21 protein-coding genes and 1 pseudogene are annotated in these 23,438 nt (G+C 58.1%); 15 read left to right on the top strand and 7 right to left on the bottom strand.

All coding sequences use genetic code 11. The features are described 5' to 3' along the window. The first annotated feature begins 2 nt into the window (after positions 1–2). The 5 genes from ACVOMB_RS10935 to ACVOMB_RS10915 all read left to right on the top strand — a co-directional run bounded on the left by ACVOMB_RS10935 (position 3) and on the right by ACVOMB_RS10915 (position 6,234). Positions 3–3,134, top strand: coding sequence for an efflux RND transporter permease subunit (locus ACVOMB_RS10935; protein WP_481531198.1), 3,132 nt, complete (start codon positions 3–5; stop codon positions 3,132–3,134). A gap of 44 nt (positions 3,135–3,178) precedes the next feature. Further along, positions 3,179–3,862, top strand: coding sequence for a HupE/UreJ family protein (locus ACVOMB_RS10930; protein WP_481513629.1), 684 nt, complete (start codon positions 3,179–3,181; stop codon positions 3,860–3,862). Between the two features lie 13 nt (positions 3,863–3,875). Further along, on the top strand, positions 3,876–4,517 hold the full coding sequence (locus tag ACVOMB_RS10925) for a hypothetical protein (RefSeq protein WP_296247990.1): 642 nt from the start codon (positions 3,876–3,878) through the stop codon (positions 4,515–4,517). Positions 4,518–4,576: 59 nt separating this feature from the next. Next, the gene (locus ACVOMB_RS10920; RefSeq protein ID WP_481531197.1) at positions 4,577–4,825 is read left to right on the top strand and encodes a hypothetical protein; all 249 of its coding nucleotides are present in this window, start codon (positions 4,577–4,579) and stop codon (positions 4,823–4,825) included. Between the two features lie 74 nt (positions 4,826–4,899). Then, on the top strand, positions 4,900–6,234 hold the full coding sequence (locus tag ACVOMB_RS10915; RefSeq protein ID WP_481531196.1) for an MFS transporter: 1,335 nt from the start codon (positions 4,900–4,902) through the stop codon (positions 6,232–6,234). Between the two features lie 100 nt (positions 6,235–6,334). Here ACVOMB_RS10915 and ACVOMB_RS10910 read toward each other — a convergent pair whose 3' ends face one another. Both ACVOMB_RS10910 and ACVOMB_RS10905 read right to left on the bottom strand, forming a co-directional pair. Further along, positions 6,335–6,715 (bottom strand): OsmC family protein, encoded by a 381-nt coding sequence (locus ACVOMB_RS10910; RefSeq protein WP_481531195.1) that lies wholly within the window; start codon positions 6,713–6,715, stop codon positions 6,335–6,337. A 90-nt stretch (positions 6,716–6,805) separates the two neighbouring features. Further along, complete coding sequence (locus ACVOMB_RS10905; RefSeq protein WP_481531194.1) at positions 6,806–7,468, bottom strand: ArsR/SmtB family transcription factor; 663 nt, start codon at positions 7,466–7,468, stop codon at positions 6,806–6,808. 71 nt (positions 7,469–7,539) lie between these two features. On the opposite strand from ACVOMB_RS10905, the gene ACVOMB_RS10900 reads away from it, so the two are divergent. From ACVOMB_RS10900 to ACVOMB_RS10885, 4 genes are all read left to right on the top strand, one after another. After that, positions 7,540–7,680: a hypothetical protein gene (locus ACVOMB_RS10900; RefSeq protein WP_481531193.1), complete on the top strand. Its 141-nt coding sequence runs from the start codon at positions 7,540–7,542 to the stop codon at positions 7,678–7,680. Beyond that, complete coding sequence (locus ACVOMB_RS10895; protein WP_481531192.1) at positions 7,677–8,954, top strand: MFS transporter; 1,278 nt, start codon at positions 7,677–7,679, stop codon at positions 8,952–8,954. Before ACVOMB_RS10900 ends, ACVOMB_RS10895 begins: the two co-directional genes overlap by 4 nt. Then, a complete protein-coding gene (locus ACVOMB_RS10890) occupies positions 8,951–9,301 on the top strand; it encodes a DsrE/DsrF/TusD sulfur relay family protein (RefSeq protein WP_481531191.1) in 351 nt (116 codons plus the stop codon). The genes ACVOMB_RS10895 and ACVOMB_RS10890 overlap by 4 nt, the downstream gene beginning before the upstream one ends. 125 nt (positions 9,302–9,426) lie before the next feature. Then, positions 9,427–10,620 carry an MFS transporter gene (locus ACVOMB_RS10885; protein WP_481531190.1) on the top strand — a complete coding sequence of 398 codons (1,194 nt, stop codon included), beginning with the start codon at positions 9,427–9,429 and terminating at the stop codon, positions 10,618–10,620. Between the two features lie 198 nt (positions 10,621–10,818). Here the strand turns inward: ACVOMB_RS10885 and ACVOMB_RS10880 are convergent, their stop codons facing one another. From ACVOMB_RS10880 to ACVOMB_RS10865, 4 genes are read right to left on the bottom strand one after another with little or no spacing between them, the layout of a single operon-like run. Beyond that, on the bottom strand, positions 10,819–13,959 hold the full coding sequence (locus tag ACVOMB_RS10880) for an efflux RND transporter permease subunit (RefSeq protein WP_481531189.1): 3,141 nt from the start codon (positions 13,957–13,959) through the stop codon (positions 10,819–10,821). A gap of 10 nt (positions 13,960–13,969) precedes the next feature. After that, the gene (locus ACVOMB_RS10875; protein WP_481531188.1) at positions 13,970–14,989 is read right to left on the bottom strand and encodes an efflux RND transporter periplasmic adaptor subunit; all 1,020 of its coding nucleotides are present in this window, start codon (positions 14,987–14,989) and stop codon (positions 13,970–13,972) included. After that, positions 14,986–16,272 (bottom strand): TolC family protein, encoded by a 1,287-nt coding sequence (locus tag ACVOMB_RS10870; RefSeq protein ID WP_481531187.1) that lies wholly within the window; start codon positions 16,270–16,272, stop codon positions 14,986–14,988. The genes ACVOMB_RS10875 and ACVOMB_RS10870 overlap by 4 nt, the downstream gene beginning before the upstream one ends. Before the next feature lie 29 nt (positions 16,273–16,301). Continuing rightward, on the bottom strand, positions 16,302–16,898 hold the full coding sequence (locus tag ACVOMB_RS10865) for a cation diffusion facilitator family transporter (RefSeq protein WP_481531186.1): 597 nt from the start codon (positions 16,896–16,898) through the stop codon (positions 16,302–16,304). A 116-nt stretch (positions 16,899–17,014) separates the two neighbouring features. Here ACVOMB_RS10865 and ACVOMB_RS10860 point away from each other — a divergent pair, with 116 nt between their 5' ends. The 6 genes and pseudogenes from ACVOMB_RS10860 (at position 17,015) to ACVOMB_RS10835 (ending at position 21,819) form a co-directional block, all read left to right on the top strand. Further along, positions 17,015–17,425 carry a MerR family transcriptional regulator gene (locus tag ACVOMB_RS10860; protein ID WP_481531185.1) on the top strand — a complete coding sequence of 137 codons (411 nt, stop codon included), beginning with the start codon at positions 17,015–17,017 and terminating at the stop codon, positions 17,423–17,425. 99 nt (positions 17,426–17,524) lie between these two features. Beyond that, positions 17,525–17,884 (top strand): annotated as a pseudogene (locus tag ACVOMB_RS10855) (LysR substrate-binding domain-containing protein); the annotation flags it as partial. A gap of 287 nt (positions 17,885–18,171) precedes the next feature. Further along, positions 18,172–19,305: a hypothetical protein gene (locus ACVOMB_RS10850; protein ID WP_481531184.1), complete on the top strand. Its 1,134-nt coding sequence runs from the start codon at positions 18,172–18,174 to the stop codon at positions 19,303–19,305. Positions 19,306–19,446: 141 nt separating this feature from the next. After that, entirely contained in the window at positions 19,447–19,803 is a 357-nt protein-coding gene (locus tag ACVOMB_RS10845; protein WP_481531183.1) for a hypothetical protein, read from the top strand. Positions 19,804–19,813: 10 nt separating this feature from the next. After that, positions 19,814–20,218, top strand: a complete 405-nt coding sequence (locus tag ACVOMB_RS10840) for a hypothetical protein (RefSeq protein ID WP_481531182.1) — start codon at positions 19,814–19,816, stop codon at positions 20,216–20,218. Between the two features lie 113 nt (positions 20,219–20,331). Next, positions 20,332–21,819: a DUF3987 domain-containing protein gene (locus ACVOMB_RS10835; protein ID WP_481531181.1), complete on the top strand. Its 1,488-nt coding sequence runs from the start codon at positions 20,332–20,334 to the stop codon at positions 21,817–21,819. A 320-nt stretch (positions 21,820–22,139) separates the two neighbouring features. Here ACVOMB_RS10835 and ACVOMB_RS10830 read toward each other — a convergent pair whose 3' ends face one another. Continuing rightward, the gene (locus tag ACVOMB_RS10830) at positions 22,140–22,865 is read right to left on the bottom strand and encodes a MobA/MobL family protein (RefSeq protein ID WP_481531180.1); all 726 of its coding nucleotides are present in this window, start codon (positions 22,863–22,865) and stop codon (positions 22,140–22,142) included. Positions 22,866–23,438 lie beyond the last annotated feature (573 nt).

Genomic DNA, 23,438 nt, shown 5'->3' with positions numbered 1-23,438 from the left:
CCATGCTCGAACGAATCATACGAGCGTCGATCGCTCACAGATGGCTGGTGCTACTCCTAGTGCTTGGGCTGTGTGGCCTTGGCATCTGGAACTACAACCGGCTCCCCATCGATGCTGTGCCAGACATCACCAACGTCCAGGTGCAGGTCAACACCGAAGCACCCGGCTACTCGCCATTGGAGGCAGAACAGCGCGTCACGTTCCCTGTCGAAACAGCATTGGCCGGCCTGGCCAAGCTTGAGTACACCCGTTCGGTTTCCCGCTACGGTCTTTCCCAGGTCACGGTGGTGTTTGAGGATGGAACCGATATCTACTTCGCCCGTCAGCAGGTCGCAGAACGCCTGCAACAGGCGGCCTCTGCCCTGCCCTCTGGCTTGAAACCTTCGCTGGGACCGGTTGCCACCGGCCTGGGCGAAATCTTCATGTACACGGTCGAAGCGGAGCCCGGTGCAGAAGACACCTGGACACCCATGGCACTACGCACACTGCAGGACTGGGTCGTGCGCCCGCAGATGCGCCACCTCAAGGGAGTCACCGAGGTCAACACCGTTGGCGGGTATGTTCGCCAATTCCACGTCACCCCTGACCCCTCGAAGCTTCAGGCCTACGGTCTGACCATGCAGGACGTTCTTGATGCAGTAGATCGCAGCAATGCCAACGTCGGTGCCGGCTATATCGAACGATCAGGCGAGCAGTACCTGATCCGTGTGCCCGGCCAGGTGGCGGACATCGCCGGGCTTCGGAAAATTGTGGTGGCCACACGCGACGGACTTCCGTTGCGCGTAGGCGATGTTGCCGAAGTGCTTGAGGGCAGCGAACTCCGTACGGGTGCCGCTACCAAGGATGGCAAGGAAGTGGTGCTTGGCACCGTGTTCATGCTGATCGGGGAAAACAGCCGGGAAGTCGCACAGCGAAGCGCTGCGAAGCTCATGGAAATTGACAAGACACTGCCTGAGGGGGTTCGTGTACACGCTGTATACGACCGCACTGAACTGGTTGACCGCACCATCGAAACCGTTCGCAAGAACCTGCTGGAAGGTGCCCTGCTCGTCATCGCTGTGCTGTTCCTGCTGCTAGGGAACTTGCGCGCAGCGTTGATCACCGCCGCGGTGATCCCGTTGACCATGTTGTTGACGATCAGTGGAATGGTGCAGAACCGCGTCTCGGCGAACCTGATGAGCCTGGGTGCGTTGGACTTCGGCCTGATCGTTGATGGTGCAGTAATCATCGTGGAGAACTGCCTGCGTCGTTTCGGCGAGCAACAGCATGCATTGGGACGCCTTCTCACCCGTCAAGAGCGATTTGAGCTTGCTGCTAGTGCGAGCGCTGAAGTGATCAAGCCAAGCTTGTTCGGCTTGTTCATCATCGCCGCCGTCTACATCCCGATCTTCGCCCTGTCCGGGGTGGAAGGAAAGATGTTCCACCCGATGGCGTTGACGGTGATCATCGCGTTAACCGGAGCGATGGCGCTATCGCTGACGTTCGTGCCGGCGGCAGTGGCCCAGTTCGTGACCGGGAAGGTCTCGGAGAAGGAAACCCGAGCGATGCGTGAGGTAAGCCGTTTCTACGGTCCCTTGCTGGACAAGGTCATGTCTGCACGCAAGTTGGTGGTGGCGGCTGCAGTTGTTCTCATTGTTCTCTCAGGCACACTAGCGACCCGTCTGGGCACTGAGTTCATCCCGAACCTGGATGAGGGTGATATCGCTCTGCATGCCCTGCGTATTCCAGGCACGAGCCTGACCCAAGCGATTGGCATGCAGCGGCAACTGGAAGCTCGGATCAAGGAGTTCCCGGAGGTGGATGAAGTTGTAGCCAAGATCGGTACCGCCGAGGTGGCCACCGATCCGATGCCGCCTTCGGTGGCTGACACCTTCATCATGTTGAAGGACCGCAGCGAATGGCCAAACCCACGTAAACCCAAGGCTGAACTCATTGCCGAGCTGGAAAAGGCCGTGCGCGCCATTCCCGGCAACAACTATGAGTTCACCCAGCCGGTTCAGATGCGCATGAACGAGCTCATCGCGGGTGTTCGCGCCGAGGTGGCGATCAAGCTGTATGGCGATGACCTGGACCAGCTGGCAGCCATCGGTGGGCAGATCGAGAAGGTTGCCAGTAGCATCGAGGGCAATGCCGACGTGAAGCTGGAACAAGTCACCGGCCTGCCCCTGATGACCATCACGCCCGATCTGGATGCCTTGGCCCGCTATGGCGTATCGATCGACGCCGTGCAGAAAACGATCTCCATGGCATTGGGTGGCGAAACAGCCGGCCAAGTGTTCGAGGGGGATCGCCGCTTCGACATCGTGGTTCGCCTGCCAGAGAGCATGCGCGAAAACCCGAGGACCTTGGCGTCACTACCCGTCGCGTTGCCAGTTAGTGAGGAAGCGGCACGTGGCTATGTGCCGCTGGGCCAACTGGCCAAGGTGGAAGTCGCCCCAGGTCCGAATCAGGTCAGCCGGGAGAACGGCAAACGACGGGTGGTCATCACCAGCAATGTTCGCGGTCGGGATCTTGGCTCGTTCGTGGAGGAGCTGCGCGAACGCGTGGATACGGAGGTGGCGATGCCGGAGGGCTACTGGGTGGAGTATGGCGGCACGTTCGAGCAGCTGATCTCTGCCAGCAAGCGCCTTTCGGTCGTGGTGCCGGTCGTGCTGGTGCTCATCTTTGGCCTGCTGTTCATGGCCTTCGGCTCGGGCAAGGATGCCGCGATCGTCTTCAGCGGTGTGCCATTGGCACTCACAGGCGGCGTACTGGCACTGGCAATGCGGGGAATCCCGCTATCCATCTCAGCGGGCGTTGGCTTCATCGCTCTATCCGGCGTCGCGGTGCTCAACGGCTTGGTGATGATCAGCTTCATCAAAAAGTTGCGCGAGGACGGCGCCTCTCTGGAACACGCCGTCCATAAGGGGGCGATTACCCGCTTGCGGCCGGTGCTGATGACGGCGCTGGTGGCTAGCCTTGGATTCCTGCCCATGGCCCTGAACGTCGGCGCTGGCGCAGAAGTGCAGCGCCCGCTGGCCACAGTCGTTATTGGCGGAATCGTGTCATCCACTTTGCTGACCCTGCTGGTGCTACCGGCGCTCTATCGCCTCATCCATCGCGATGGGAACCTCAACAACACGGAGCGCGCATGAGCGCTCCTTCAATTCCGAAAGTAAAGGAGAGTTTCTTGCGCAACATCAAGCTACCTGCGGCCGCACTCGCAGGCCTTGCGCTGCTGACCACAACAGCAGCTGCGGTGGCCCATGGCGTCAGCGAGGGGGACGCCGCCTTCCTCGAAGAAAGTTCCGGCCGCAATCTGCTGGCATTCACCTATCTGGGTGCCAAGCACATGTTCACCGGATACGACCACATCCTGTTCCTGCTGGGGGTGGTGTTCTTCCTGTACCGCATGAAGGATGTGGGCATCTACGTCACGCTCTTTGCCATAGGGCACAGCATCACGCTGCTGCTCGGCGTGTTGGGCGGCTTCCACGTCAATCCATACATTGTGGACGCCCTCATCGGCTTTTCTGTTGTCTACAAGGCGTTAGACAACATGGGTGCTTTCCGGCGTTGGTTCGGCTTTCAGCCCAACACGAAGGCTGCAGTGATGATTTTTGGTCTGTTCCACGGCCTCGGCCTTGCCACCAAGCTGCAGGACTTTTCACTGTCCCCGGAAGGTCTCGTCGCCAACATGTTGGCGTTCAACGTTGGCGTGGAGATCGGCCAGATCCTTGCTCTGGCGCTCATCCTGATCGTCATGGGCTTCTGGCGCCGCTCGCCGATGTTTGCCCGCCAAGCCTTTGGTGCCAACGCCGTGTTGATGACCGCTGGTTTCCTGCTCATCGGCTACCAGCTCACCGGCTACTTCGTTTCCTGATCGAGATAATTCAATGTCCATTACTGCAAATCAGCCTCTTCCCAGCACCGGCCGCCTGGTCCGCGCCACCTTCATCGCCGCAGCCGTAGCATCTGTGCTGCTGGTCACTACCGTCATGCCTGCCGAGTACGGCATTGACCCGACCGGTGTCGGTCGGGCGTTGGGCCTGACCAAGCTGGCCGAGACTACTGAGGACAATGCGCCAGATGCCGCGGCTCCGGTCACGGGTTCCAACAACCAGGCCAACCAGACCTTGGCCGAAAAAGCCAAAGCCGCTTTTGGTGAGAACAAGGGGCAGACGTTGGATGCCGCTGCAAACTCACTTACCGCAGGTCCAATGCGTACAGACGCACTTACCGTGACATTGGAGCCGGGCAAGGGCGCTGAAGTAAAAGCACATCTTAAGCAGGGTGCCGGCGCTATCTACCGCTGGAAAGCTACCGGCGACGTGGCGGTGGATATGCACGGTGAGCGCCCGGAGGTGAAGGGCGCTTGGACCAGTTATTCAGTCGAGGCCGCGCAGACCCAAGCCGAAGGCACTTTCATTGCCCCCTTCGATGGGACGCACGGCTGGTACTGGCAGAACCGTGGCACCACACCGGTGGACGTTTCGGTCGAAGTCGTCGGTTTCCAAGCTGACCTGTATCGCCCTTGATCTCCCCACACTTGATTTCAACCCGCGGTGTGTACACCGCATTTTCCGGAGTGTTACCCATGAAGATCCGCAATGTTCTCGTAGCTTGCTTCCTCGCAGCAGCCTCCACCTCCGGAGCTGCAGTCGCGCATGACCCTGCCCTGCATGAGCCCACCCCGGCTCCCGCAGCGGTAGTGAAGAAGCCCAAGCCCACCACCTGCGAGCAGTTGGCTGATGCATCCAAGTATGACGTCAATCACAATGACTCGGCCACCAAGGCGCTGAAGACCTCCTGTGATGCTCAGAAGGCGGGTGCGGCGAAGAAGTAATCTGTTTGAAAGAGCGAGCGGGACCCAACTGGTCCCGCTCTATCTCCTTGCATGCACTTCTCGAGATTCCTTCCATGATCGACGTTCTGAAGAACTCAAGCTTCCGGAACCTGTTTGCCGCCCAGGTCGTAGCTCTGGTGGGCACAGGTCTGGCGACGGTTGCATTGGCCTTGTTGGCCTACGACCTGGCCGGTGCCGAAGCTGGCGCCGTGCTGGGGACAGCACTGGCGATCAAGATGATCGTCTATGTGACACTCGCCCCAGTCTCAGCGGCCGTAGTACCTCCAGCATTGCGAAAGACCGTCTTGATCGCACTTGACCTGGCCCGAGCCGCGGCTGCTCTTACCCTGCCGTTCGTCACCGAAATCTGGCAGGTCTACATCCTGATTGCACTGTTGCAATCCGCCTCCGCATGTTTCACTCCCCTTTTCCAGTCACTCATTCCAGAGATTCTCAAGGATGAGAAGGACTACACCAAGGCACTATCGCTCTCCCGCTTGGCGTATGACCTTGAAAGTCTGTTGAGCCCTGCGTTGGCTGCGGCGTTGCTTACTATGATCAGTTTCCATGGGTTATTTGCCGGGACTTCTGTTGGCTTCGTACTCTCCGCGATACTAGTTTTCTCAACCGTCTTTCCCTTGATCGCGGACAAGCGAGGAAATGAGGGACCGTACACGCGAGCCATTCGAGGAATGCGCATCTACCTGCACACACCGCGTCTGCGTGGTTTGCTGGCGCTAAACTTGGTCGCTGCTGCGGGCGGATCGCTGGTATTCGTCAATACCGTGGTTGTGGTGCGCAGCGTCCTTCATGGCGGTGAGCGTGAAGTGGCCTGGGCCCTGGCTGCGTTCGGTATCGGATCGATGACGATCGCCATGCTTCTACCGAAAATCCTGGGAAAAATCTCGGACCGACTGGTCATGCTCGCAGCAGCTGGCCTGATGTGCACAGTACTAGCGGGCCTGCTCGGCACCTGGATTGGATTGAACGGAGTCGTCACCTGGGCCGTAGTCATTCCAGGCTGGGTACTTCTCGGGATGGCTTATGCAGGACTTGTCACCCCCGGAGGTCGCTTGCTTCGCCGTTCCGCTGATTCTGCTGATCTACCATTTTTGTTCGCTGCGCAGTTTTCGCTGTCTCATGTTTGCTGGCTAATCGCATATCCACTTGCTGGCATGGTTGGAGCTCGCTGGGGAATCCCCGTGGCGATCAGCGCGCTGACCGGCCTGGCTGTTTCCGGGCTGATCGCTGCCTGGTATTCGTGGCCGCAACTTGATCCTGATGAGATAGAACATCGTCACGATGATCTACCAGGCGAACACCCACATTTGACGAATCTGGACGGGAACGAAAAGACGCATTCACATCGATTCGTCATCGATGAACTGCACCGTCGATGGCCATCATGATGAACGCACGCCGGTGCCACATAGCGCTTACGTCTTGGATGGCTAGCGACTTCAGGCAGTTGGAATAAGCTAGCGGCCGGCATATGCCCAGAGGGATTTGCTACCGCTGTCGTGCGAACTCTAGATCTCGAGAGAGGGTCTCGCGCACTGGGCAGCTATCAGCAACAGCCTCCAACTTAATGCGCTCTGCGTCACTGATGTCACCGACAATTTCGATTTCGTAGTTGAAGCATGTTCTCGTCTGATCAGGCTTGCTGATCCACACCGTTGTGGAAACGTGTTCAACTGCTATCGAATGCTGATCGGCGTACATCCGGATTGCCATGTTGATGCAGGTGGCGAAGGCTGCCTCCAGCAACTGATGGGCGCCGAATCCAGTTCCGCGTCCACCTTTCGCGGCGGGTGCATCGCAGACAATAACCTGAGTCTCGTTGCTGACTTCTGATTGGTAAGGAACCGGTAAGCTGTTGACCGTGATCATCAAAACACCTCTCTACAGCATATTTCAGTAACATCGTGCGGCAGACTACCTCGCGTCTATCAGGCCTGGGGGGGGGCCGATACGCCAGATCTAGCCTGTGACGACCTCGAGTCCCGCTGCCTTCCACTCGGGAAACCCCTCCTCCAAACGACGAATGCGGTAACCCTTCATCCGCAATGCGGACACGACCTCGAAGGACATGACGCAGTACGGGCCTCGGCAATAGGCGATGATCTCCTGATCCTTGGGCAGCTCCGCCAGGCGGTCCTCCAGCGCCTCGATAGGCATGCTGACGGCTCCAGGTAGATGGCCGAGCGCGAATTCAGCTTCTGGACGCACGTCAAGCACGGTGACCATCCCGCTATGCATCCTCGTGATGAGCTCCTCCCGAGACACCGGCTCCAGCGCGTCGCGCGCGTCGAAATAGTCACGAACGATTCGGTCAACTTCCGCGACATTGCGTTCAGCGAGATGGCGCAGCGTTTGAAGGACGGCCACTACTTCAGCATCGCCGGCCAAACGATAGAAGACCTGCTTACCTCGACGCTCGGCGTCCACCAAACGGGCACGGCGTAGCAGCTGCAAATGGCGGGACGTGTTGGCAACACTCATGCCCGTCAATTCCGCTAGAAGGTCGACACTACGGTGGCCTTGGGCAAGGTGCTCGAGCAGTTCGAGACGATTGGCGTGCCCGAGTGCCTGAGCCACTTCGGCCAAATGCTCGTAGATCGCGTGCTTCGGAGTGCTTGACATTCCCTACCCCTCCAAACAATCATTCAATTCATTGATTGAATGATGCCATTGCATAAAGAGGGTGGCAAGCCATGGTCCTTGGACAGCACCTGCAAGCAAACCCGGCGCGTCGCTTGCACGGCAAGCGCCTGTCCGCGCCCGGTTTCGAAAGGCATTACCGCATGGCTACCAGTGCCGGTAACGCCGGTCATCCGGAAGCCGAAACGATATGAGTGCGACGTCGGTGGCGGCTCCCGTTCGGCTTGGCCTCAAGGAGAACTGGCGGCAGTTTTCTTTGCTTGTACTTATCAATGCGTTTGTTGGTGGCATGGTTGGTATCGAGCGCACCGTCGTGCCTTTGATTGGCACAGAAGAATTCCGCGTCGCGTCGACAACGCTGGTCACCTCCTTCATCGTCAGCTTTGGCCTGGTCAAGGCGTTCGCCAACCTGATCTCCGGTCACCTTGCGGACACTTGGGGTCGCAAACGCGTTCTGGTTCTTGGTTGGCTATTGGGCTTGCCTGTGCCCTTCATGATCATCGCTGCACCCACCTGGGAATGGATTATTGCCGCGAACGTGTTTCTTGGCTTGAGCCAAGGATTTGCATGGTCTATGACGGTGATCATGAAGATCGACCTTGTTGGGCCGAAGGGACGCGGACTGGCGGTTGGCTTGAACGAGTTCGCAGGCTATCTCGCCGTTGGCATTACCGCCTTCCTCACTGGCTATCTCGCCAGCCGCTATGGCCTGCGTCCGGCGCCAATCTACCTCGGTGTCATCTATGCGATCGCAGGCACGTTGCTGTCGATTCTCGTTGTTCGAGACACTCGCGGTCACGTACATGCGGAAGCGGCCGCCACTGAGACCAACTCGCCAACATTGAGCTTTCGGCAGGTATTCGCGCTTACGTCGTTCAAGGATCGGAACCTGTTCGCCGCATCGCAAGCCGGACTGGTGAACAACCTCAACGATGGCATGAGCTGGGGCATATTCCCGCTTTTCTTCACCACACTGGGTTTGGGTGTGGAGCGTATCGGGCTTCTGAAGGCTATTTATCCAATCGTCTGGGGCGCAGGCCAGGTTGTGACTGGGCCACTGAGTGATCGCTGGGGACGCAAGGGTCTGATCGTAGCCGGCATGTGGGTGCAGGCAGTAGGTCTGGTGCTGACGGCCGCTACCGGGCAATTTCGGTGGTGGTTCGTCGCCAGCGTGCTACTGGGCCTTGGCACGGCCATGGTCTACCCGAGCCTGATTGCAGCAGTATCCGATGCCTCTGCCCCCTCCTGGAGGGCGCGATCGCTTAGTGTCTATCGCTTCTGGCGTGACATGGGCTACGCGATCGGCGCGCTGTCGGCAGGACTCATTGCTGATCGTTTTGGTTTCGCGACAGCGATCTACTCAATTGCAGTGTTGACCTTCCTGTCTGGCCTGGTGGTGGCTTTCGCAATGCGCGAAAACTCTGCTGGCCGTGAAACTGTTACATCCATAACTACGGGTGAGCCATGAGTGTTCTTTTCATCATCAATGATCCGCCCTACGGCACAGAGCGCATGTACAACGCCCTTCGACTCGCCGGGTCAATCCTGAAGAGTGGAAAAACCATAGTGAATGTGTTCCTGATGGCCGATGCCGTACTTGGAGCGAAAGCGGGGCAGAAGACGCCTAACGGGTACTACAACATCGAGCGCATGGTCCGCCAGATTGTGTTGGCACGTGGTGAGGTTCTGCTTTGCGGTACATGCATGGATGCCAGGGGGATCACTGACAATGAAGTCATGCAAGGCGCTCGACGCAGCACGATGGAGGAACTGACAACCGTCACCCTTGCCGCAGACAAGGTCTTGGTGTTCTGACGTGTCTCAGATGCATCTCGATTACGACGCCACCACGTCAGCTGCCTATCCCGTTGAAGCAACGATAAATCGCCACGCTTTGACATCCGAATCCGTCTATTTTGCACGAGCATAAGTACGCACACATGAAGAACCACGCACACCGCCAAGTGCTGATCCTGGCTAGTGCCCAGGCCTTGTTCCAGATCGTTTCCGTGATGGTGATGACGATCGGTGGGCTGGCCGGCGCACAATTGGCTGATTCGCCCAAGTGGGCGACGCTTCCGATCGCCACCATGTTCCTCGGCACGGCCCTCGTGACCTTTCCCGCTTCGATGTGGATGGCTCGCGTCGGACGCAGAACCGGCTTTCTGTGCGGCACTGCGATGGGCCTCGTTGGAGGTCTCATCGCGGCTTTCGGCATATGGAAGCAATCGTTGCCGATTCTGGTGTTCGGCACCTTCTTCATTGGTGCCTATCAAGCCTTTGCGCAGTTCTATCGTTTCGCCGCCGGCGAAGTGGCTGACGATGCATTTCGACCGCGCGCGATATCTTTGGTACTGGCCGGCGGCATCGTCGCAGCTTTGGTAGGACCGACGCTCGCTCGTGCTGGCGGACCACTCTTGGCGCCCGAGTACCTGGGATCGTTCCTGATTCTGGCGGTTGTATCCGTGGTAGCGAGCGGCGTCCTGCTCGGCTTGAGGATTCCCCCTGCTGTGGGCCACCTCGTGGAGCCAGAGAATAGACGGCCCTTGCGTGAGATCGTGCTGCAGCCTACCTATCTTGTGGCCTTGTTTGGTGCGGCGACTGGCTACGGCATCATGATCCTGGCAATGACAGCTACGCCCATTGCAATGATCCACCACCATCATGAGCTGGCGAATGCAGCTACCGTTATCCAGTTACATACGTTGGGCATGTTCCTCCCCTCCTTCTTTACAGGCTCACTGATCGCCCGATTCGGTGCAATTCCGATCATGCTCGCCGGCGCGGTAATTTTCATTGGCCATGTCCTCACGACGTTGACAGGAACGAGTTTCGGTTCCTTTGCGACCGCACTAGTCCTCCTCGGCGTCGGTTGGAACTTCATGTACGTCGGAGGCACCACCCTGCTGACCAACACCTACACAGTCGCCGAAAAAGCGCGAGCGCAGGCCGTCAATGACATGACGATCTTCTTCGTAGGGCTGGCGTGCTCGTTCAGTGCCGGTGGGCTGCTCGACGCAATGGGCTGGCAGAAAATGAATCTTGTTCTGCTTCCCTGGTTGCTCATGGCCGTCGCTGCGCTCAGCTGGCTTGGATTGAGGCAGAGACGCACGGCCGTTGCAGAGTCGGCATAGTGCTGCCGCGTGTGAAGTGGATACGCGAGGTTCGTGTAGACCAAACGGATCAAGCACCGCCTCGGGATAGTGGGACGGAATGCCGCAGCAGTCTCCCAGGTCCTGTGATAAGACGATGATCTACCGTAACCAGCTGTGGAAGCCTCCTTCGAGGCAGGCTTCCACACTTCTATACAGTTCGTCGATACAGTTCGTCGATCAATCGCGTCCTCGATGAACCCAGCGATAGAGCACTGGCAGAACCATCAAGGTCAGCAACGTGGACGACACAATGCCGCCGATCACCACGGTTGCCAACGGCCTTTGCACCTCCGACCCTGGTCCGACATTGAGTGCCATTGGAACAAAGCCCAATGACGCCACCAATGCCGTCATCAGCACCGGACGCAGTCTGCTGAGCGCGCCTTGCCGCACGGCCTGATCGACGCCCACCCCGCGCTGGCGAAGATCACGGATGAAGCTGATCATTACCAGTCCATTCAAGACGGCTACGCCTGACAGAGCAATAAATCCGATGCCTGCGGAGATCGAAAGCGGGATATTGCGCAGCACAAGCAGCAGCACGCCGCCGGTCAGTGCCAACGGCACTCCACTGAACACAACCATGGCGTCCTTGAAGGACCCAATGGCCCAATACAGCAGTGCAACGATCAACAGCAAGGTGACCGGCACTACGATCGCGAGGCGCTGACTGGCCGACGCGAGTTGCTCGAAGCTTCCGCCAAACTCGATCCAGTAGCCCGTCGGCACCTTTACCTGTGCATCGAGCGAGGTGCGAAGCTCGTCCACGAAGCTCCCCAGATCGCGATCACGAACGTTGGCGGTCACGACCATACGACGCTTTCCGTTCTCGCGATTGATCTGATTGGCGCCCTCGCTCATCTCGATGCGTGCGACTGCCGACAACGGTACGCTTCGGGCCGCGCTGGGAGACTTACCTGCACCTGCCTCCGCGTCGATAGGGAGTGCAATTGGCAACCGCGCCAATGCATCTGGATCCTGCCGTAGAGGTTCGGGCAGACGAACCACGATGTCGAACCGTCGATCACCCTCGAATATCTGCCCCGCAACTTCACCCCCAACTGCCGTTGCGACAACCCGTTGGACATCCTCTGGGGTAAGACCCAGGCGATTCAGGGCGGCACGGTCAGGGATGACGGACAGGAACGGCAACCCGCTCGCCTGCTCCATCCGCACATCAGAGGCACCCTGCACTGTCTTGACCACGGCCTCGATGGATTTGCCGGTACGCGCCAGTACCTCCAGGTCATCGCCGTACAGATTGATTGCCACATCTGCACGAACACCGGAGATGAGCTCGTTCATCCGCATCTGGATCGGCTGGGTGAACTCGTAGTTGTTGCCAGGCACGCGTGCAACGACCGCTTCAATATCCTCTACAAGCACTGTCTTGGTCTTACGTGGATCAGGCCATTGCGAACGCGGCTTGATCATCACAAGCGTGTCAGCCACAGACGGCGGCATCGGGTCTGATGCTACCTCCGCAGTGCCCACCTTTGAGAAGACCCGCTCGACCTCCGGAACTTCGAGAAGTCGCGTCTCCAGAATTTTCTGCATCTGCACGGATTGCGTAAGACTGGTGCCGGGAATGCGCATGGTTCCGATCGTGATGTCGCCTTCATCCAGACTGGGGACGAACTCGCTGCCCATCCGCGATGCGATCACACCGCTACCTGCAACCAGCAGGATAGCCAAGCCACCTACAATCCGCGCATGTCGGAAGCTGGTATCAAGAAGCGGTTCATAACGCCTGCGCATCCAGGACATCAGGCGATTCTCTTTTTCCTGGACGCGTCCTCCGAGCATGAGTGCGATGGCTGCGGGCACGAAGGTGAGCGCCAGCACCATTGCACCGGTCAGCGCCAGAACAACGGTAATTGCCATCGGGTGGAACATCTTCCCTTCGACGCCGGTGAGGGCAAAGATTGGAAGGTAGACAGCAGTGATGATGCCGAGCCCGAACAGGCTTGGACGGATAACTTCCGCGGTAGCAGCGGCAGTCAACTCGAAGCGCTCTTCAAGCGAAAGCGTCCTGCCGAGCTCGTGCTGACGTTCGGCGAAACGGCGCAGGCAGTTCTCGATGATGATTACCGCACCGTCCACGATCAAACCGAAGTCCAATGCGCCCAAGCTCATCAGATTGGCTGAGACGCCGCCACGCGCCATGCCGGTCAGCGTGAACAGCATGGCAAGCGGGATGACCAGCGCCGTGATGAGCGCTGCACGGAAGTTCCCAAGCAACAGGAAGAGGATGACGATGACAAGCAGTGCGCCTTCCGTCAGGTTCTTGGCAACCGTCGTGATGGTCCGGTCCACCAGCAAGGTCCGGTCATAGACAGGTGTCACCGTGACGCCTGCAGGCAGGCTACGGGAGGCCTCCTCCAACCGTTTGGCGACCGCTTGCGAGACCTCACGGCTGTTCGAGCCCATCAGCATGATGGCGGTGCCCAGCACCACTTCATGGCCATTCTGTGAAGCCGCACCACTGCGCAGCTCCTGCCCTTCACCGACTGTGGCCACATCGCGGACCCGGATCGAAACCCCCTCGCGACGCGTAACCAGGATGTCGCCGATCTGCCCGGGATCTGCCTGAGCCGGGACCCGTACCAGATACTGCTGACCGCTGCGTTCAATGTAGCCGGCACCTATGTTCTGGTTGGCTGCCTGCAGAGAACGAACCACGTCTTCCAGCGTCAGATTCAACGCACGCAGACGAGCGGGATCAGGCGTGACGTGGAACTCACGCTTGAAGCCACCTAGGGTGTTCACCTCGGCAACACCGGGAACATTTCGCAGCTGGGGACGGATCACCCAGTCCTGCAGGGTTCGCAGGTCCGTGGCGTTGTAAGGACTACCATCGGGCTTGCGCGCTTTGGGGTCAGCGTCGATCGTGTATGAAAAGATCTCCCCCATTCCCGTGGCGATAGGCCCGAGCATGGGCTCCATTCCCTGGGGAATCTGCGACTTGGCTTGCTGCAAGCGCTCAGCCACCTGCTGGCGGGCGAAGTAGATGTCGGTGCCGTCCTTGAAAACCACCGTGATCTGGGAAAGACCGTAGCGTGAGAACGAGCGGAACGACTCCATCTTCGGCAGGCCGGCCATCGCCGTTTCGACCGGGAAGGTTATGCGTTGCTCAACCTCCAGCGGGGAATAGCCAGGAGCAGCAGTGTTGATCTGCACCTGGACATTGGTGATGTCGGGCGTTACGTCGATGGGCAGGTGGCGGAAACTCCAGACCCCCACGGCAACGAGTACAAGTGTCAATGCCATGACCAGCCAGCGGTGGCTGATGGAGGCCCGGATCAAACGTTCCAGCATTCGGGAATCCTCAGTGGTCATGGCCAGCCGCCGACTTCTCGATATCTGCCTTGATCAGGTAACTCTGTTCCACCACGACCTCGTCACCGGCAGCAACACCTTCGAGTACCTGTACATGCGTCGCGTCGCGCTTGCCCAGCGTCACCGGATGAGAGGTGTAGGTATCTCCAGTGCGAACAAAGACAGCGTCGCGTCCATCCATGCTTTGCACTGCAGATTGCGGAACGACCAGGTCGGCGTTCTCACTTGCAGTGGTGATCCTGACGTTAACTCCCGCACCGGGGCGCCAGTTGCTGGCCGGGTTCTCCAGGACCGCCCTCCCCACCACACTCTGGCTGGCAATTGCTGTCCCGGGGAGAATGCGCTGCAAGCGGCCAACCGAAGGCTCACCGCCATAGAGGTCGGCCACTTCGATCTCATCTCCAGGCCGCAGTGATGCGGCTTCTGCACCGAATACGTGCACATCGACCCACACCTGTGAAAGATCGGCTATCTCGAACAGCACCTGCCCTTCCGCAGCGCCCCCACCCACCTGAGCCGCGCGTGTCACCACCACCCCACTACGCGGTGCGTTGATGCTGTAGGCACTCAAGCTCAGGTTGCTGTCGACCGTCGCCAGCACCTGACCCGCCTTTACGTTGTCGCCCACGTTGGCCATCAGCGCTCGCACCGTGCCGGGAAACCGTGCCGTGACCTGCGACTGGGCGCTGTCGCCAGCGGTGATCATCCCCTGCACTTCGAGTTGGGTGCGAATTGCGCCGGGCGCAACAGCCGCAACCTCAACGCCGTTGTCCTTGGCGTCCTGCGCGGAGATGGTGGTGCTTTCAAGTGCACCATCTTCATGATCGTCAGCATGAGCGTCCGTGTGTCCCTCCTCGTGGCTGCCGGAGTCTTCTCCTTCCGCATGACCATGGGGATCGGTTGGCTGCTGACTGTCCTCGCCTGCCTGTTTGCCACCACAGCCAGCCATCGCGGAGGCCAGCGTCGCAAGCAGCAGCCAGCGGGGAGCATGCGTCATAAGGAGGGTCATGGCGAGGTCGGGTCCTGTGCGGATGAAGGAGATTTCGTGGAATCAAGGATTGGTTGGCCGGTCAGACGCTGCAGTTCGATCAGTGCACTCTGTGCCGCCAGCGCAGCTTGTAGCTGCCGGCGCATGGCTTGTGCCTGCTGGTCCTGCAGTTGCGCCCACTCCAGGTAACTGGTTGCACCCGCTGCCCAAGCTGCCGCTGCAGACTTCTCTGCGCGCGCCAGGCGCGGCAACACATCGCTACCCAAACGCGCAGCTTCCAACCGCGATGTCTGGTACTCGCCAAATGCCTGTGCTGCGGCAGCGTGCAAGCGGACTTGCAATGCCTCACGCTGCAACGGGATCAAAGCCAGCTCTGCTTCCGCGGCGCGAATGCCCGGAGCCGCGCGAGCACTGCTTCCAAGCCCCAATGAAATGCCGGCAAACAAGGCGGTGTCGTCACTGTCCTGAAACCGGCGTGCACCGAGCTGCCAGCCGACGTCCGCGCGGGACGCAGTGCGGGCCAGCCGCAATTCGGACTCTCGTACCCTTGCCTCTCCCTGCAGGAGCGCCAGTTCAGGGGATCGGGTGAGTTGCTCGGAGAAAGCTGCGAACTCGCCTGCTGCCGGTAATACCAGCGGATCACCGGTCACGTCTCCCGCAGCAGGTGAGGTGCTGTTCCACAAGGCTGAGAGGCTTTGACGCGCGGCCCGTTCGGCTTGAGCTGCACTATCACGGTCAAGTTCTGCTTCGGCCAACGAAGATTGCGCAGTCAGCACGACCGACTCCGGCGCACCACCCGCCTGGTGTCTACGCCGCGCTGCATCCACCGCACGTTGGCGCTGGGTGATGTCCAGCGCGGCGATGCGTTGCTGCTGCACAGCCCCGGCGATAACGAGATAGCGGCGTGCCGTCTCTGCCAGTAGATCCAATCGCGCCATCTCGCGCTGGGGAGCAAGGTGGTCGATATTTGCACTCGCCAAAACTCGGCGAGCATCCAGCTTCCCACCACGCTCCAGCGTACCCGCCAGGCTGACGCTCAGTTCGGCTTGATCGGCCCCCTTGTAGCTTCCGCTGCCAAGGACGTTCTCCAGTTCCAATGCCGCGGTCATCTGCGGGCGTTGGGCGGCGATCTCGGCGCGGGCATCCAGCACACGCCGCTGGCCTTCAATAAGGCGGAGTTCTGGATGCCCCTGAGCGACGCGTTCGATGGCTGCGTCCAGCGTTAATTGCTGGTTGTTTTCCGCCCACGCTGGCGCACAGACGAGTCCCAGGCAAAGGAAAAGCGAGGTTAGACGAGGCTTCATGCCGGTAGATCCAGTGAGAAAGTGGGAGATCAGGGAATGCGCGAGGCCTTCCAGGCAGGCCATGCTTCAGCGATCACGCTGATGGCCGATCGCAGGAACAGCAGGCCGATGACCACGCCGGCAAGCACATCCGGCCAACCCTGGCCCGTCAGCGCAACGCCGCCCGCAGCGACCAGGACCCCCAGATTTGCCGCGACATCGTTGCGCGAGCATTCGAAGGTGCTTTTCATGTTGATGTTCAGCTTGCGGAACCGCCACAGCAGCGCAAGGCAACTGAGGTTTGCGACAAGGGCGACTGCACCGAAGATGAGCATCAGTGAGCTCGACGGCGGCACGCCGTTGATCAGCTTGTTGATGACCTCGATCACGATGAATACGAAGAAGCCAAGGATCAGCAAGCCCTTGGCGAGCGCGGCACCAGCTTCCCAACGAGCGCCCCGTTTGACCGCCCATAGGCTCAGCCCATAGACAATGGCATCGCCGAGCATATCGACCGCGTCCGCCTGCAGTGCGCTGGACCGGGCAATGAGGCCAGCCCCGAACTCAATGAAGAACATCGCCAGATTGATGATCAGAACCGCGATCAGCACCCTCCGTTGAGCGCTATGCAGGGCGAGACTTTCCAATTCTTGGCGCTTGTTTCCGCAACAATGATCCACGGGGGCCTCCGCCGGGGCCTGCCCGGACTTGAAAAACGAATCAGGCGCCTTTATGAACCCTGTAGCTACTACAAGGTCAAGTCATGAATGAATTTTTTACCATTGGCCAATTGGCCCGGCATACGGGAACCAAGGCGGAGACGATCCGGTACTACGAGAAAATCGGGCTACTGGAGGAGCCGCAGCGATCGGAAGGCAACTACCGGCACTATGGAGAGCAGGCACGGCGCAGACTGTCGTTCGTCCGTCGTGCGCGTGAGCTTGGCTTCTCGATCGAGCAGATTCGAGAGTTGATCACCTTTGGCGAGCAACGCGAACACGAGTGCAGTTCCGTGGACGATGTGGTGAAGGAACACATCGCCGAGATCAAACGGAAGGTAGTCGACTTGCTTGCACTGCAGACCGAGCTGCAACGCATGCTCGGGAACTGCCCTGGAGGTCGCGTCGCCGACTGTCGGGTGCTTGAGGCGTTGCAACCAGCGACATCAACGTAAACGAAAGCTGGACGCTGATGGTCCGGTCAAGCATCCCGCACCTAAACTACCCTTGATTACGCGGGTTAAACTCCTGCCCTACCACATGTCCGCTATCGGCCACTTGCTGACAGCAGCCTCAAAGCCAAGTCAATTGGCATGAATCACCGTGTAGTCTGCGCTTCTCCGGACTATCTGAAGTGCAATAGCACACCAAAGCAACGTGATGATCTATCGCAAAATGACTGCACCGCAATGCGATTTGGCCTCAATAGCGATCGCACGTGCCCCTTCCGTGTCGACGGCGAAGCCTACACAGTCCGGGTAACTGGACGAAGAATCGCAAACAGCGGCGAGCTAGTCAGACGCTGGTGCCTGCAAGGTTGGGGGCTCTGTTACAAGCCTGTGTGGCATGTCCAGGGGGATCTGGATGCTGGTCGGTTGGTCGGTTGGCCGAGGTATTGGCGCCGTTTTCCGTAGGGACATCGGCGCTTAAAATTTTTTACTCGCCGATACGTGCGCAGCCTCGACGAGTTCGACCGACGATCGAAGCAATAGCAAAAGAACTAGGGTAAAAAGCGATTCGAGCGAAGCGCCAAGCCCTCCTGAGCAAGCTTAGCAGCTTCTTGATGTCCTGCAATTTTTCTCCTGCTCGCGTCCTTCTAAGAGATCGCGATGTCGCCTCCCCGTGAACTTCATCCACGGATTCAAAGCCAATGCAAGCAGTTAAAATATCTTCCCATTTTCCAGCATATCGTTGAGGCACCATGGAGCGCGCCGAGGAAGTTAAATCACTGGCAAAAGTATCGAGAGAGTTACGCATCCCAGTAAGAACGTTGCTTCACCACAGCTCACAAGGCCATCTCCCGCTTTACGTGATGCCGCCGCATCGTGGCATCACATACTACGCCGTGCACAATCATTTCTTCGAAGAACATCAGCCAACATCACCCGATCTATTACCCGGACTTATGCAGCTTGGCGAGGTTGCCGGTTTAGCGGTATCCAATGACGACATAGATCGACTGGCTTCAGGCGAGGAGATCAAACGATCCCTGTTTTGTTCATTAATCCAGTGGGACGCTGACTGGACCCCGAGCTGGACGCAGACGGTGTATCCGCTACCCAGAAAATTCGTCAACCCCCTCGAAATGGGTGAATGGTTCATTGCCGCGTATCAAAATTCCGCACAGAGAGAAGACGACTACGACTACTTTCGCACTCCTCTCGACGTAAGAATTAACCCATCAACCCTGCGTGTTCGCAGCAGAGACATCACACTGTTTCTCCGAAGCCTCACAACCACTCACTTCTTGGGTGAACTATCTTCGAATGACGAAATCACTAACAACTTTCCTGCCTACATCTCAATCAAACTCGCCCAAGTTGCAGAAGCCAATAGAAGGTTTTGGTCCAACTACCAGAAGCTAGATATCCTCCAAAGGATCGATCGGCGCAACGAAGTCAACGAGTTCCTGAAGGGAGCATTTTTGCAGGCTTGCGATAAGAAATCAAAAAAGAAGTCATTGTTAGAACTCGCGTTGGATGTATGCGACCCGTCGCTGATGACTGACTCGAAAAGACGGCAGATCGACCACAACACCGCCACTCCTGAGCTTCTAGTCTTGCTCGCAGCAGCGAAGCTGTTTTGGTCGCCACACCTAGCAAGGGGATACACCCAAGCAACCGATCCTCAACGAGAAGACGTCATCCACTTTCTGCGGACAATGGGGCTAACTACAGGCAACAATGCTAGCAGCGCAGCAACGTTGATACGCCCGGAAGACGCCATATCAACTCAGCCAAAGAACCGCCCCCGCAAAGCAGAGCTGAAGACAGGGGCACAGTTGGCAACGTTCCACGAGAGACTCCATGCGTCCATGCGGCGTGATCGTCCATAGGCGGAGATCGTCGCACCTACCGCACGCCACAAGAAAAATCAAGCGTTAATGCGCTAACCAATGCAGAAATGCTCCGAATCCGAAGAATCGTCAGGGTTGCAAACGCACTCGCAACGCCCTTTCAATTCAGGAGCAAGAGCAATGAACTACCGCACTAATTTCATTTCGTCCTCCGAGACTGCAAACGGCACCCGCCGTAAGGCAGGCGAAAAGGTCAAGGCCCTCGTTTACGCAGAGGGTCTTGGCACCACTAGCATGCAAGTTGATACCCAAGACCCGTGCATGGAGAAGCGCCTGAGCGCACGCCACACTTGGGAATTCCTGGATGAAAGCCGCAGCACTTTCTACGCACGCCAGAACCCGAAAGACCCCAACTACGACCCGCTGTTTCCTCGCCCGATCCCGTCCTCCACCAAGGGAACTGGTCCGCGTCGCTGGAAGCTGGGCGCTCTTGTCGCTTGGCTGCAGCTGTGCGAATCGAATGCAGCAAGCGCCTGAGGGGGAATCCATGAAGAACGAAAAGATCACCCCAAAGGGTACTGAAACCCGCGAGACGCGCGTAGAGCGTGTGATCCGCCTGCTTGAAACGACTGCCGTTGCCCCCTTCCAAGCGAAACTGCAGGAATTCCATGCGTTCTATCCGGCAGTAGTAGTCGCTCGCCAGAAAGGAATGAAGACCAAGCAGATCATCAAGATCTTGGCAGACGGCGGTATGAAGCTTTACCCAGGCCTCTTCGAGAAGCTGATGAAGGCGATGGAGCATAACGAAGAGCAGCCCCGTTGCAAGCTCTGTGGCCAGAGTCTGTCACTTACAGCGTCCACCCGCTCCAGCAGCATCGGCAAATCTGCAGACGCTGCTCGCAGTGACGAAGTGGCTTCGGAAGCATCGTCTATGGCTCTCACGCATCGCTAGTCGCCCGATCCGGCGCAAGTGCCAACGGACGCGCACTTCGCGCCTGTCCAAAGTCCAACTACCTCAATCCCTCGGCCTCAGGGCCGGGGGCACATATATGCGGAAGAAATTCAATGACCAACTTCAAACACCATTTCCCATTCCACCTGCTGCCTAAGCCCCGGAAACTACCGTTGCGCCGCTTCGATGCGGCAGCGGAAGAGTGCACTATTGCTCGTCAAGTGCCTTGCAAACTGGCCTATTTCACCGCAGCAGCAGCGTGCTGCGCAGCAGCGCAGGCGCTGGTGGACGTCACCAAACCTGAGGGGGGAACTGTCGGCACCAACGTGTATACCTTGATCACTGCAGCCTCTGGTGAGCGTAAGACAGATGTCCGGCGCGACCTTTTTGGTGCTTTCGACCAGATCGACATTGAGCTCAAGGCTCAGTTCGCACGGGAAAGTACCGAGTACGACGCTCACCTGCGCAGCTGGCACCGCATTGAAAAAGCACTCGCTTACGAGCTGAAGTCGGCAAAAGATCCCGACAAGGACGGGGTGCTTCAGCAAATGGATGATCACGATATGCGCAAGCCAGTTGCCCCAGTTGAAATGCGTGCCTCACTGAAGGAGCCAGGAATGGCACCCCTCAAGCGTGCAATGAGCAACTTTCCGTGCATTTCAATCATCTCGGGTGACTGCGCGACCTACTTGCGCGATGTGATCCTGCCCAACGACACCATGTTCTGTGACACCTGGAGTGGCGAAAAAATTGATGACCCGCGCATCACGGTTGCTAGCTACTACTGCGAGCAACCGCGCCTCGCCTGCCTCCTTATGATTCAGCCGGAAACATTGAAGCCGATCTTGAAATCTAAGAATGGTAAGGGCGCAATGGACTCAGGGTATTTCGGCCGAACGTTTTTCTGCAATGCAGGAACCACTCAGGGTACTCGCTTCCTGGATCTTGAAGTGGATAGCACATCCGTCGGAAGCAATCATCGCGACGTGTTCAACCGCAACATCAGGGAGCTGCTTCTGGAGGGCGTCACTGCCATGCGCGCCACTGATTGTCAGCGCAAGGTACTGCGGTTCAATGATGAGGCCAATCACATGTGGAAGCTGTACTACAACTACGTGGAAGAGCAACGAGGCGTCGACGGTCGCTATTACAAGATTGGCGACTTCGCGAACAAGCTGCCTGACAACGTTGCACGAATGGCCGCGGCATTTCACGTGACGGAGCGGTTCGAAGGTGATGAGATCGGCATGGAGTGTCTGATGACCTCCATCTTGATGTGGGACGAATCATCGAAAGACTATGCGGAAACGTTCACTCAGGTTGACCCGGACGAGGCTGATGCGATGCTTTTGCATGCTTGGTTGGAGGAGAAGCTCCGCAGCGAGCCAGCTCGAGAGGGTGGCCGGGTCGCACGGCAGTGCGATTTTGAGTACGTAAGCACTGCGTCTCAGTACGTACCGTTTCGACGGATGCGCGGCCAGAAAATCCATCCACTGCTTGCCATTCTGGTTCGCAAGGAATTGATTTCGGTCCACTTCTGTCCAGCTGGCCGTGGCCAGACAGCCGAGAAGATCCGCCTCCTCACCCCGCCGCCCCAGTAGGATCGACAGGAGAGAGGGGGGGGCGTAAACGTGCTAATGGTGCAAAGGGTTTGCACCATTAGCACAATCTAGAGAGGGGGGGCAGCGGAGCATCACTCTCCCAGTAGCCGCCCCCCTCGTTGCAGGGAAGGCGATCTACCCTAATGAGCAAGACCAAGGATGCGCCAAGCCTCCCTCTTCCCTCGCTCCAGATTCCCGAAGCTCTTGCTTCAGCAGTGATCCATCGTTGTCCAATTGTTGTGGTGACCTTCAACGCAACTCGTACACAAAGCAACCGGGAAAAAATCCATGCTTTCTCCTGTCCCCGACCAACCAATCGTTCAAAGCCAATCCCTGGATCGCATTGATCGCCTTGCATCAACATAGGCAGTTCTTTCGCGTTGTGCCATCTCCTGGATACGAAACGCCCCCAAGTGTCGCTCCGGCCTGCGTCCAATGCCCTGTTCCTCTAGTCTCCGATGATCAACACGATCTGCGATACCATTGCGCTGCAGGTGCTCGTTAATGACGCTAGCAACCATATGCCGTGTCTCGATCAAACTTTCACGTACCTGCACGCTCGTTCTTCCGCATGCGTCCTTTCTGCACCCGCCCGCTTCAGGCCTAGCGGAGTTGTACCTGCGGAACATCTGCGATGCTGATCGGTTGATTCCATCGGGCAAGCGATCTGACACCATCAAGTGCAGGTGCAAGTTCACTCCTCCTTCGAGTGATGCGACAGGTGCATGGATTGCGAACTCAAAGGGCTTAGCACCTGCCAAGAAACGAATGAGATCCTTCACCAGGTCTCTTGATCTGGACTCGATAAGCTCATTTGGGAGCGCAACGATGAACTCCCTGTACGCGGCTCCATTTATGCGCTCATTTTCGTCTGCCGCTGACCAGAATCTTCCTATGTCGTCCTCCGCCCAGTCGGGCAAGTTTCCGTACCCCGTATCGACGAGGTCTTCCCGGTACCCGTGCTTGCCATCTCGGCGAATGTAAGCACCATGCCCAGCCGCTTTGCCTTTGGAACCAGATTTGAGCTGTAGATGGAAGATTGCCATGGTTGACCTCAGTTTCGGAAAAGAAAAAGGCCAGTGACTTCAGTCACTAGCCTCTATGGTTTGGCTTGATAGCCGCTTAGATAGCTGCTTTTGAGAAACGGTAAGTGCGCGTTCTGCATTCCCCCCCTACTACTAGCCACTTCGTCACTACCAGCTGGGATCACTTTGAACACTCTGTGCAACTTGCCTTCTCTCATACCTTATGCATCTCAGCGTAGAGATTTACAGCAGCAAGCGCATGAATCTATCCAGTGGCTCTCTAGGACGGATTCACATTGGCGGACTGACTTCCTTCCACTCTCCTTCTACAAGTGCAAGGCGCCGAACCTGCTCTAACGACGGACAACACGTCCCGTCCCCAGGACCAGCCACTAGTGCCGTTAGCGTTAGCACTCCGTTCGCTACCGCGAAGTCCTTTACCGCCTGCCCGTATCCGGGGGTTCACCCCCGAAATCACGGACGGTTATGAAAGGGTTGAGAACTTCAGATCGCGCTTGGCGGTCCTCCGTCGCATCCGGCGGTTGTGGAACCGCTCAATGTATTCAAACACATCGGCTTTTGCCACATCGAGTG

It is taken from the genome of Stenotrophomonas sp. STEN018, from assembly GCF_056760235.1.
This window is presented reverse-complemented; position numbering and strand designations above follow the sequence as displayed.

Bases quoted from the DNA above. Each gene is read 5' to 3' on its own strand.
- ACVOMB_RS10935 (WP_481531198.1), top strand. From the start codon at position 3: ATGCTCGAACGAATCATACGAGCGTCGATCGCTCACAGATGGCTGGTG.
- ACVOMB_RS10925 (WP_296247990.1), top strand. From the start codon at position 3,876: ATGTCCATTACTGCAAATCAGCCTCTTCCCAGCACCGGCCGCCTGGTC.
- ACVOMB_RS10920 (WP_481531197.1), top strand. From the start codon at position 4,577: ATGAAGATCCGCAATGTTCTCGTAGCTTGCTTCCTCGCAGCAGCCTCC.
- ACVOMB_RS10915 (WP_481531196.1), top strand. From the start codon at position 4,900: ATGATCGACGTTCTGAAGAACTCAAGCTTCCGGAACCTGTTTGCCGCC.
- ACVOMB_RS10910 (WP_481531195.1), bottom strand. From the start codon at position 6,715: ATGATCACGGTCAACAGCTTACCGGTTCCTTACCAATCAGAAGTCAGC.
- ACVOMB_RS10905 (WP_481531194.1), bottom strand. From the start codon at position 7,468: ATGTCAAGCACTCCGAAGCACGCGATCTACGAGCATTTGGCCGAAGTG.
- ACVOMB_RS10900 (WP_481531193.1), top strand. From the start codon at position 7,540: ATGGTCCTTGGACAGCACCTGCAAGCAAACCCGGCGCGTCGCTTGCAC.
- ACVOMB_RS10895 (WP_481531192.1), top strand. From the start codon at position 7,677: ATGAGTGCGACGTCGGTGGCGGCTCCCGTTCGGCTTGGCCTCAAGGAG.
- ACVOMB_RS10890 (WP_481531191.1), top strand. From the start codon at position 8,951: ATGAGTGTTCTTTTCATCATCAATGATCCGCCCTACGGCACAGAGCGC.
- ACVOMB_RS10885 (WP_481531190.1), top strand. From the start codon at position 9,427: ATGAAGAACCACGCACACCGCCAAGTGCTGATCCTGGCTAGTGCCCAG.
- ACVOMB_RS10880 (WP_481531189.1), bottom strand. From the start codon at position 13,959: ATGCTGGAACGTTTGATCCGGGCCTCCATCAGCCACCGCTGGCTGGTC.
- ACVOMB_RS10875 (WP_481531188.1), bottom strand. From the start codon at position 14,989: ATGACCCTCCTTATGACGCATGCTCCCCGCTGGCTGCTGCTTGCGACG.
- ACVOMB_RS10870 (WP_481531187.1), bottom strand. From the start codon at position 16,272: ATGAAGCCTCGTCTAACCTCGCTTTTCCTTTGCCTGGGACTCGTCTGT.
- ACVOMB_RS10860 (WP_481531185.1), top strand. From the start codon at position 17,015: ATGAATGAATTTTTTACCATTGGCCAATTGGCCCGGCATACGGGAACC.
- ACVOMB_RS10850 (WP_481531184.1), top strand. From the start codon at position 18,172: ATGGAGCGCGCCGAGGAAGTTAAATCACTGGCAAAAGTATCGAGAGAG.
- ACVOMB_RS10845 (WP_481531183.1), top strand. From the start codon at position 19,447: ATGAACTACCGCACTAATTTCATTTCGTCCTCCGAGACTGCAAACGGC.
- ACVOMB_RS10840 (WP_481531182.1), top strand. From the start codon at position 19,814: ATGAAGAACGAAAAGATCACCCCAAAGGGTACTGAAACCCGCGAGACG.
- ACVOMB_RS10835 (WP_481531181.1), top strand. From the start codon at position 20,332: ATGACCAACTTCAAACACCATTTCCCATTCCACCTGCTGCCTAAGCCC.
- ACVOMB_RS10830 (WP_481531180.1), bottom strand. From the start codon at position 22,865: ATGGCAATCTTCCATCTACAGCTCAAATCTGGTTCCAAAGGCAAAGCG.